Annotated in this window: 9 protein-coding genes; 1 reads left to right on the forward strand and 8 read right to left on the reverse strand. The window is 27.6% G+C overall.

The window, feature by feature from the left end; translation table 4 throughout:
* Nucleotides 1-68 precede the first annotated feature (68 nt).
* Genes EHV01_RS01145 through oppB form a run of 6 tightly spaced genes read right to left on the reverse strand, consistent with a single transcriptional unit; the run spans nt 69 to nt 9,116 of the window.
* Nucleotides 69-716 (reverse strand): hypothetical protein, encoded by a 648-nt coding sequence (locus tag EHV01_RS01145; RefSeq protein ID WP_422065838.1) that lies wholly within the window; start codon nt 714-716, stop codon nt 69-71.
* Nucleotide 717: 1 nt separating this feature from the next.
* Complete coding sequence (locus tag EHV01_RS01150) at nt 718-2,892, reverse strand: ABC transporter substrate-binding protein (RefSeq protein ID WP_422065839.1); 2,175 nt, start codon at nt 2,890-2,892, stop codon at nt 718-720.
* Nucleotides 2,893-2,894: 2 nt separating this feature from the next.
* Complete coding sequence (gene oppF / locus EHV01_RS01155) at nt 2,895-5,129, reverse strand: oligopeptide ABC transporter ATP-binding protein OppF (protein WP_422065841.1); 2,235 nt, start codon at nt 5,127-5,129, stop codon at nt 2,895-2,897.
* Between the two features lies 1 nt (nt 5,130).
* On the reverse strand, nt 5,131-6,834 hold the full coding sequence (gene oppD, locus EHV01_RS01160) for an oligopeptide ABC transporter ATP-binding protein OppD (protein WP_422065842.1): 1,704 nt from the start codon (nt 6,832-6,834) through the stop codon (nt 5,131-5,133).
* A gap of 30 nt (nt 6,835-6,864) precedes the next feature.
* Nucleotides 6,865-7,857 (reverse strand): oligopeptide ABC transporter permease OppC, encoded by a 993-nt coding sequence (oppC, locus tag EHV01_RS01165; RefSeq protein WP_415745711.1) that lies wholly within the window; start codon nt 7,855-7,857, stop codon nt 6,865-6,867.
* Between the two features lie 14 nt (nt 7,858-7,871).
* On the reverse strand, nt 7,872-9,116 hold the full coding sequence (gene oppB / locus EHV01_RS01170; RefSeq protein WP_422065843.1) for an oligopeptide ABC transporter permease OppB: 1,245 nt from the start codon (nt 9,114-9,116) through the stop codon (nt 7,872-7,874).
* Nucleotides 9,117-9,320: 204 nt separating this feature from the next.
* On the opposite strand from oppB, the gene EHV01_RS01175 reads away from it, so the two are divergent.
* Nucleotides 9,321-9,791: a hypothetical protein gene (locus EHV01_RS01175; protein ID WP_422065844.1), complete on the forward strand. Its 471-nt coding sequence runs from the start codon at nt 9,321-9,323 to the stop codon at nt 9,789-9,791.
* Nucleotides 9,792-9,807: 16 nt separating this feature from the next.
* Here the strand turns inward: EHV01_RS01175 and EHV01_RS01180 are convergent, their stop codons facing one another.
* The gene (locus EHV01_RS01180; protein WP_422065846.1) at nt 9,808-10,434 is read right to left on the reverse strand and encodes a hypothetical protein; all 627 of its coding nucleotides are present in this window, start codon (nt 10,432-10,434) and stop codon (nt 9,808-9,810) included.
* A gap of 28 nt (nt 10,435-10,462) precedes the next feature.
* Entirely contained in the window at nt 10,463-10,867 is a 405-nt protein-coding gene (locus EHV01_RS01185) for a hypothetical protein (protein ID WP_422065847.1), read from the reverse strand.
* Nucleotides 10,868-11,088: the final 221 nt, after the last annotated feature.

Genomic DNA, 11,088 nt, shown 5'->3' on the forward strand with positions numbered 1-11,088 from the left:
AAAAGGAGAAAATTTCTTTTAAACAAATTTTCTCCAAATATTTTAATTTTATAAAATTGTAAGGTAACCTAAATATTAATACGATTTTCACCACGATATCGATTTGAAGTTGATAACGCCTTAATAATAACATAATCAGTTGTTTTAGTAATTGCAAAATGACGGGGTGAGAAATAAAATGTTGGATTTAAGATAGCAAAATAAGCCATCATATTCTCAACTGGTAAGGCTTTTAACACTTTCGCTTCATAATTAGATGTAATGGTATCTAATGCAAGTGGTTGGGTTTGATATAATGTTATCGAAATAATATCAGTTTTATCTGCAAAATGGATACTATTCTTATTAGCAATAATTTGTACTCATAATAATGCTGTCTTTGCACCGCCACTTGCTAGTGGTTGTCAAGGTAAATCAGTTCACGATTTTGAAATGCCATCCTTGTCATAATAAATAAATTTTAATTCCGCATTTGGAATTTCACCATGATATTCGTTTGTTTCTAATGCATCATAAACTGCATTTTGAAATATCGTTTCAGTTACTTTTGTGGTTGGTTGTTGTGTTTCAAAAACAAAAATTAAAGCTAATTCACTTTTAAATAAAGATAACGAAATTTTACTACGATCACGCGTTTCCATTCTAACACAACTGACAACAGTCGCAGGAACACTAATAACCATTAAAGCCGTAAAAGATGTTAACAACTTTTTCATATTAATAATCTTCCCTAAACGCCGCATAATCAGTTTGAATAATTTCTAATTGTTGTTGATAACGTTTTTCAATAATTTGTCGTTCTTGTGTCGTTAGTAAGTACGGATTTAAAACCATTCCTCAATGTTTATATTTTGAACTACCATACCCAATTGTAACTTGTGTTCGTGGTGTTACATATGAAATTCGAATTTGATATGATCCATTTGGAACATAAACTGGAATAAACATAAAATTAGTATAAATAGCATTAAATTCAACTTCGGCAAAACCTCGATAACGATCAGCTAAGCGAACGGGATCAGTAATTTCATCACTTGCCGCAATTTGGTTAGTATAATTTTTAAAAACATTATAAAAATTTTCAATTGCTGTTGTATTTTTTAAAAGATTTCAATATGGATTATTCAATTGATCCTTAACTGTTGCATAGTCTGGTGCAAGGTTATTCGTTAATTTTAGGTCACTAAAAATCCGTGAAGTTCCAAAATAATATTGTAAATCACCACCTAAGGAAAAGGTACGTAAGTAAGTATATGGATCAGCATAATCTGGTGATCATCCTCCTGCTTGCATATCTCAATCGGCTTTTTTACGACGGGTTTCATATTCTGTAGCATCAACAGTAATATCTGGAATAATTTTAATTACATCATTTTCAGCGTTAAATGAGTCAATCATATTCAATAAAAATTTATTAATTGTTAATGTGTATGCTCCATTCATTAAAAAGCGAAATTCAACTTGTGAAGCACCAATATTTGTTTGTAATCAAGTGCGAATATCATTTAAAATATTATCATCATTTTTTAATAAATCTTTGTTATGATATAAAGCATCACTACTATCTTTTAATAGTTGGCTGGCAGCCATTGCATTACCATCTAAAAAATGGTTTGCATATGCTTCTTCAACATATGACGCATAATCAACATCCCCATTATAAACAAAATAACGTGCAGTATAAACATTTCGTAAAAACTTGGAAGTTGGTGAATCATCTAGGGCTTCGGAATAATATTTAACAAATTTACTACGGTCTAGTTGGGTTGCTAAATATTTTCGAACTTTATCATATTGTAACGCCTTACTTGCATTTAATGCTTGCTTAGCACGAACTGGGTTTGAATTTAAAATATCACTATTCGCATAATTATGAATAATTGTATATGTTGTTGGATCAGGATTAATAATACTTGACGCACCACTAAAAATTGGATTAGCAGGATTAGAACCAACATATTTCTTTCAACCATTACTATCTGTTGGTTCAACTAGAAAATCATTAACATCACCTGATTCAAATAAAACACGTTCACGCGAAACATCATTATTTGCTAAATAAGTATAATTTAATTTATCAATGTATGTTAATTTGGCATGTCGATAAGCAGGATTTTTTCGCAATAAAATTTGTGAAGTTGAACTATATTTTTCAACTAAATATGCTCCTGAATACCAAATATTTTTATAATTGGTCCCATAATTATAACCTTGTCGTAACGCCTTTTCTGGTAATGGTGCAAAAGCTAAATAAGTCATTAAAGTATCAAAATATTCTGCTGACTTTGTTAATTTAATGGTAATTTCATCATCAGCCTCATTAATTGTCATTCCTAATTTTTTTCAATTTGGATCATTATAATAATCTGGTTGATAATTACCTGCCTGAAAATACTCTCAAATTTCTTGTGCCCCACTAATAAAAGTTCGTCATAATCCTGATGTTGCCGATAAATTATTTGGAAATAAAACAAACTTAGCAGTATTAATCATATCACTAGCTTTAACTTGCCGTTGAAAATTACCTTGATAATCAAATCATTTTGCTTGTGGTGAAATTTTATATTTTCATTCACTTTGATCAGCATTAGGAATTCCAACATATTTTGATGTTTTATCTTTTTGCTCAGCAAGATCACCGAAACTACGATTATATTTATCAGTTGCTACTAATGTTCCAAGAACATCAGCTAAAATTTTATTATCTTCAATTAACATTGTTGATGCACTTGATCATGATGTTAAGGGGAATTTAAAAATAGAACGAAAAAAATTATCGGTAATTAAACGATTTGCTAACAAATCTAAACTAATTCCACATGAAACAACTAATGGTGTTACTGTTGTTATTGCCGTAAAACTAGCAAAAAATGCCAATTTCTTTTTAAACATCGTTACCCCTCCTTTCTGCCAACTGCCATAGCAAGTTTAGCTTTTGCTGCAGCAATTTCACGTGAATTCCCAAATAAATAGTGCCCCGTTTTAATTTCAGTAAACTCTGGTAAATCAAATAAGTAATCTCAATGTTCTTTTTCTGGTTCATAGATAAAATGAACTTTTTCTTTTTCATAATTTGGATTAGGTAACGGAATTGCTGATAATAATGCACGCGTATATGGATGTAATGGATTAGTAAATAATTCTTCAGCGTTTGCTAATTCAACAAGTTGACCATGATAAATAACAGCAATTCGGTCAGCAATAAACCGAACAACCGATAAATCATGGGCAACAAAAATATAAGTTAAATTATATTGTTGTTGAAATTTTTTTAATAAGTTTAAAACTTGGGCTCTAATTGAAACATCTAATGCTGAAATTGGTTCATCAGCAATAATAAATTGTGGTTTCATAATTAATGCCCGAGCAATACCAATTCGTTGTCGTTGTCCTCCTGAAAATTCATGTGAATAACGTGATAAATGTTCTGGTAATAATCCAACCTCTTTTAAAATGTTTAAAATTAAGAAATGTTTAACATCACGATCTTTAATTTGCTCTAACTTTAATGGTTTTTCATTTTTTCCTAAATTATTATTATAATAAGTTAAATATAACTGGCGAGCAGTATTATTTTGATATAATTCAGGAAAATTTGTTAACCCTTCTCCAATAATTTCTTCAACTGAAATTCGATCGTTTAATGACGAAGATGGATCTTGAAAAATCATTTGAATTTTTTTCTTTTGTAAACGATTTTCTCGCCTTGTGGGTAATTTAAACAATTCCGCATTTTTAACAATTTCATCAATTAATGGTAAATCTAATAAATCTAATAAACGATTAGAAGCAATAATGTCCAATTCTGAAGTTTTATACTTCTTACCTACTCATTGATAATATAATTTAATTGTTGTTTGATCACGAAAAACCCCATGTCGTGCTAAATATGATAAATCAGCAAGCATCATTTGTTGCTGTTCTACTATTGCACTTTTCTTAATCAAAGTCATTAATCCTTCTTTTCATTCATTATTTGGTAATGTTGCTAAACTTGTTTTCAAATTAGACGTGGTTGCTAATTCATTTAATGTCTTTGCCATATCTATTGTTGCAATTTTTATCATTAAAGCACTGGTTTGATATGCTTGCTGTAAGGCAATAATTGCTTGTGGATTTGTTTGCGATTCTAATTCCAATTTTTGTAATTCCTGTAAATATGTCTTTTCAAAATCATTTTTAAAAACATTAAAACGTTTATTATAACTTAAAATATATTTTTTTCGTTTTCCCTTCGGAACAAAAAGAATAAAAACTGCCCGTTGATTTTTATGTAAAAAATGAATTTCATTTAACAATTTAGTATGAATTGATAATAAATTTGCTAATTGTTCAAAAGAAGCATCATAATATTTTTGTGTTTGTTCTAATACAAGGTTTTCTTTTAGAGCATTACGATTTTCTTCTAATTTTAAAAGAACTTTATAAATTTGATGCCCTAATAAAATATTTCCTTCAATAATTTCAATATTTCCGCGAACACGACCTTTGATTTCTTCTTCTAGGACAAGAGATAATGATGGCATTCATTCATGCAAATTATCCATAAAACGAAAAATTCGTTGATAAGCTTTTAACATATCTTTTAATAAAATTAAATTATGTTCATACATTTCTTTTACTAATGTAAAATGATTGTTACTATGATTAAAATTTAGTAAATCAACTTTCTTTAATTCAAGGTCAGTTGTTATTAAATATTGCTTATTTGTATAGGGTATTAATTCTTTCGTATTAACAACATATTTTTTATTTTCAAAATAACGATAATAACTAATTTTTAAATTATTAATATAGTTACTTAAATTTTTATTTAATAACATATTATTATTTCGTAATAATCGCAATTTTTCATTAATATCTAAATTAATTTTATATAATTGTGGTGGTTTTCCCCGAATCAAATGCTTATCCATATAAATGGTTCCATCTTTAATTGGTTGCACACCAGCAATGGCACGGCCAATCGTTGTCTTACCACTTCCCGACTCACCAACAATACTAAAAATTTCTCCACGGTAAATATCAAAACTTGCCCTTTTAACTGCATTTACTTTTTTATTTTTTTGGCGAAATTGAATTAACAAATCGCGAACCATAATAAACTGTTCTTGTTCGTTTTTGTTCATCTTAATCACCTACCTTTGTATCATTTTTAATTTGTTCTAACTGTTGTAATTGCTTTGGTTTTGTTACTTTTGCAGCTCGTGGATCTAATAGTCATGTTTTTGCATAATGTGTTTCACTTACTTTAAACATTGGTGGTTCTAATAAATAATCAATTTTCATCGCATGTTGATTACGAGGAGCAAATGGATCTCCGTATACTTTTGCATATAATGATGGTGGTGAACCATGAATTGAATAAAGGTCTTCCCCTTTTTGACCAAATTGTGGTAAAGAAGATAATAACGCTCAAGTATAAGGGTGCTTTGGATCAAAAAAGATATCATTCACTTTTCCATACTCAATAATCTGACCAGCATACATTACAGCAACCCGATCAGCAATATTTGCGACAACGCCTAAATCATGGGTAATAAAAATAACAGTAAATTTATATTCTTTTTGTAATGATTTAATTAAATCCAGAATTTGTGCTTGAATTGTAACATCTAAGGCTGTCGTTGGTTCATCACAAATTAAAACTTTTGGTTGACAAGCTAAAGCAATTGCAATAACTACCCGTTGGCGCATTCCACCCGAATACATTCTTGGGATATCATGATAACGCTTTTTAGCCTTTGGAATTCCAACTTTTTCTAGTAATTCAATTGCTGTTTTTTTTGCCATTGCTCGTGACATTTTACGATGTTTTCGTAATACTTCTGAAATTTGAAAGCCAACTGATAATAATGGATTTAACGATGTCATTGGATCTTGGAAAATTGTTGCTATTGTTGGACCACGTAATTTACTAATTTGTTTTGCCGCTTTTAATTTATTGATAAATTCAAAATTTTTAATTAAATTTCATTCTTCATATACATTATAAAAATTAGCAGCATCCAATGGTTTTCCACTCGCCATTAACTGATTTAATTTGTTAATCCGATAGCGAATCCCATCGGTATAAGTTTTTTTACTAAAATAAGTTTGAATTTTACTAAATTCTGTTGGCAAAGGAATAATTTCTTGCTCAAAATAATTTTTTAAAAACTGAATATTTTTCCCTAATAATCGTTTTTCACTTCAAGTTAATTTTTTAATTTTGTCAATTTCATTCTTATAACCAACAATTCGATTTTGTAAAAATTCAATCTTTTTTTGTTTTAATTCAGGATTTAACAACATCTCTTGTTCATTTTTATATTCCTTTAATTGTGCATTAAGTTTTCCTATTTTATTATTAATTCGGTTTGAATGACTAAAACTAATTTGTTTTTTTAACACTTCAATTTTATTTTGTAAATCAATAATTGCTGTTTGCAAATTAGTTAATTCCAAATTATTAATCATTTTTATTTTTTGTGTTGTTCTAATAATTCATTTTTTATTATACTTAATAATATTTTTTTGTAAGTTATTATCTAATAAAATTTTATGGAAATCAACTAAATGAACTGGTTTTCGAAAATACGCTAAATCATCCGCTAAAATATTTTTTGAAGGCGAATAAACAATTGAACCATTACTAATTCAGCCATTACTTTCTAACATATTAGTAAATGTTTTCGTCATAACTGACTTACCACTCCCCGACTCGCCAACAATTGCTAATGTTTCACCATCATAAATATCAAAAGAAATATTTCGAATAGCAGTTAAAACATTGGCACGAGTTTTAAATTTTATTATTAATTTTTTAATTGAAATAACAATTTCTTTTTCCATAAAGCAATATCTCCTTTTAATACGTTATTTTTATTTATAATGGTTTTTGGGGTCTAATGAGTCAGCAAATACTTTTCCGAATAAGAAAAATAAAACCGATGTTCCAGCAATAAAACAAATAGGAATAATTAATAAATGTGGATAATCTTGTCACTTACTAGATGCTAATACTTCATTTAAAATAAATCCTAATGTTGTATTTTCACGTCCTTGGACAAAACCAAAGTTAAAGTAATTTAATGTTGAATCAATTGCAATAGCCATTGGTACAGCAAAGGATGCTGTTTGAATAATTAATGGTAAAATTCGTGGCATAATATTTTTTGTCACAATTTTTGGTCCAGATGTTCCTAACATTTTTGAAGCAAGATTATATTCGGTATTTCGGACTAAAATAATTTGGACTCGGATAACCTCTGCCAAAGTAATTCAACTAGTAAGTGATACGGCAAAAATAATCACGGGCATTGTTTTACCTAAAGCAAAAATAATAATTAATCATAAAATTAGTGTTGGTACTAAATTTAAAAAGCGTGTAATTTCAATAAATAAAATATCAAATTTTTTATAAAATCCTCAAATTGAACCAACAATAACACCAATTAAAATTTGAATTAAGGCAATTATTAATGTAAATAATAAGGTTGTTCGCATTCCAATTCAAATTTTATCTCAATAATTCTCACCATTCATCCCCAGCCCAAATAAATAAGTTGCATTTGGAGCTAAAGGTTGTTGATAATTAGGAATTGGTAAATCAGCAGGTAATGGGTTCGCAACTTTACCAATTGGGACAATCGCTGTTAATAAGATAATTGCAAGTAATAATAATAAACAAACAATAAACGTTTTTTTAGTAATTAAAATTTGACCAACTACTTTTCAATAACGATATGATTTCGTTGAAATTCGTTCATTCTCTTCTAGTTGAGGACCAACAATTTCAAATAAACTTGGATCTAAATTATTAATATCATAACTTTGAAAATCAAGTAACTCTTCATCTGTAACTCTTCGCATCATCTTTTCTCCTCTCTTTATTTTGTTAATTTTACTCGTGGATCTAATATCGCCATCATAATATCGGCTATTAAACTAGTAACAATTCCAGCCGTTGCTGTTAATAGAATATATCCCATGACAACAAAGGAATCCTTGTTTCCAACACCCGAGACAATAAATTTACTCATCCCTGGAATTGCTCAATTTTGTTCAGCAAAGATACTTGCCCCAAAAATTGTTGTTACAAAAGCTGCTGGTAATAAACGAAAAATTCGAATCCCCGCATTACGGAAAATATGAATATAGAAAATATAACGATTAGTCATTCCTTTTGATAGGGCAAACTTAGTATAATCAGCAGTCATTTCATCAATAACATATCGTCTTGTATTAATAACAATTGGTGGTGTTATCATTAAAAAAATTGCAAATACTGGTCAAAATTTAGTATCAAAAGTTCCCGAACTAAATAAACCATGAGCATAAAAAACATTAATTGAAATTAAATAAATCCCTACGACTAAAACAACCGGTGGAATTGCTAAAAAGATAATTGACCCAGCATTAATGGTATTATCAACACCACGTTCTTTATTTTTTGCCGCAATGATTCCTAATGGCACACCAATTAAATAAGATAATAACACTGCAACTGACCCAAAACCAAATGAATACGGAATTGCTCGTGCAAAGATATCTGACACTAATTCTCCTGGTTGTGCTACTGCTGTTGAAAAAACAACTCCTAAGTAAAATCATGTTGTAACTTTTTCACCAACTAATTCACCAGTTATTGGATCAAAAGCACTATTAATAATTATTGTTTTTTTAATAAAAGGCATAATATTTCGTAAATATGTTCCTAATTGACTTCAAATTGAGCCATATACTCCAAAAATTTTCATTCTTTGCTCCAATAAAGCATTATATTCTGGTGTACCTGGTAAAATATTTAATTTATCAATATCAATGTCTTTAATATAAATATCATCGGGAGTTACTAATCGCAATAAAATAAAAATTACACAAATTGCTAGCAATAAAGTAATAATTGCAAAAAAGATTCTTTTTAATGAATAACCTATTAATGGAAAACGATCAAAAAACTCCCGACAGTGATGATTAAAAATTGCCATTTTATATTTCATTTCAGTAAAAAGTGATGTTCGTTTATTTGCTTGTTGATAATCTAAATCAACATTAACAAACTTGTTATCATATTCTTTACTAATATCAAAATTGGTTTTAGAAATATCTTTCTCTTTTTTAATATTTTTCATATATTTTTTCCCTCCCTAGTTCTAAGGAAAAATAAAATGTCCCTTTTATCAAATTTTAATAAAATAATGTGCTTAAAATAACTTATTCAAAATAATGTACTTTATACAAAATATAATTTTATATTATATAATTATATTTTACTTTTTGTAAAAATACAATATAATTTAATAATAAATTTAAAAAATATTAATGTGAGGGAAATAATGGCAAAAAAGAAAAATATTTTTAAAGAATTACATCAATTAAAACGTGAAGAAAAAGAAATTCATGAAAAAGAAGTTAAAGAAATTGTTGAAGAAACATACCATAATCAAACAATAAAATTAGAAACTTATCAAAAACTAAAAAAAATTACTTGATACCATTATTTAATTGCTATTTTAACTAGTGCATTTTTACTTGGAATTAGTTTTTTATTAGGAATTTTTGCCTTTAAAGCTATCAAAAAAACAGAATGAATTGTTGTTAGCTTCTTTGTTTTAATTTTATTAATCTGATTAATTTTAGACTGATATAAAAATAAGCAAGCCGCAGCTTACTTTAATGATCATCGTCGCCGTTACCAATCCACTTTAACTGACGAAGAAGCAATAATTAAAAAAACACGAAAAATATTATTAATCATTGCTGGAATATTATTAATTTCTTCAATAATTATCTTTTTTACTATTTAATTTATTTTTATAAAAATTAACCAACCTTAAATTCTAGCATCTGTAAAAATACAAAGTCACTATCATTAATAACTTGTTTACTGCTAGGTCTAATAAAGAAACTATAAGCAAAAGAATTATAACCAAAATTTATCGTATAAAAGGGAAAAAATGTTTTTAGTCATGGTCTAAATACTTCTACAACAAAAAAACCTTGCTTTTTGATTAAATTAATTTTATATTTTTGATTTCCGTGGTTATTTAGGTATATCTTGAACTTAGAATTTAAATCTCATTTATATTTTTCTTTAAAAAAATTAAAAATGGGTCTAAAAATTGGCGTAAAATCCTTTGTTTCTACTTTTTGCTCTCAAACACTAGCACTTTTAACTAATGCATCAAACTCATTTTGCCGCATCTTAAAAACCAAACGATAATTATCCTTCCATGTTTCTAATTTATAATAATGTCAAAAATCTATTACTATTTCCGCAAATTCCTGTAAATATAAATCAACTTTCTCTTTCCCAATTAAAACTCTAATTTTTGTTTTAAAAAATATTGCACTATTTGGTTTTGGAAATGGTAAATTTTCAATTCTACTTTGGTTTGGCTTAAAATTGTATAGAATGCTCCTTATATAATAATCACCATCTGTTGGCATATTTTTTTATAAAATTTTAAAAAGTTTTCTACTGTCAATTTTTTTCAGGATACCCCTCTCCCGCTCAAGCCAACACAGACTCACTTTCATATAAGTGACTCGTAATATAAAAGAATTTATTATTCATATTATTTGTCAGGGTTGAGCGAACATTATCATAAAATTTAATTTCTTCCTTTTTTAGTTTTTCTTTAATAAATGACCAAACTAAGAAATCTGGGTCAATATCGTTAAAAAACAAGTCTTCCGTACAAATAATTTTATAATCTAGTGGTTTAAAAATATTGTCAATAAAACTAAGAAAATATTCTTCTAATTTATCTTGAATATTTCTTAAAATTTCTAAATTATTAGTTATAACTACTACAGGTTCAATGCTATCCCTCGCTTGCATTCCTTTAAATCGCACTTCATAAGGAATATTAACTTGCACTGTAACTCCCAATACCGCTTCCGAAGTACCTTTTAATAACTTTGCAATKTTAAWAAAATTAATATTAGACTTCTTGCATAACCTATTAAAATAATTGTAAATATTTTTAAAAAGATACTAATAGCAAATTATAATTTTAATTAATTATGTCTTTTATTTAAAAATTTAATATTTTCCTACAACGAAAAATGACTTTTTTATTTAAATTATTTAATTTTAAA

The sequence above is a fragment of the Spiroplasma sp. hy2 genome (assembly GCF_044714365.1).
Taxonomy (GTDB): Bacteria; Bacillota_I; Bacilli_A; order Mycoplasmatales; family Mycoplasmataceae; genus Spiroplasma; species Spiroplasma phoeniceum.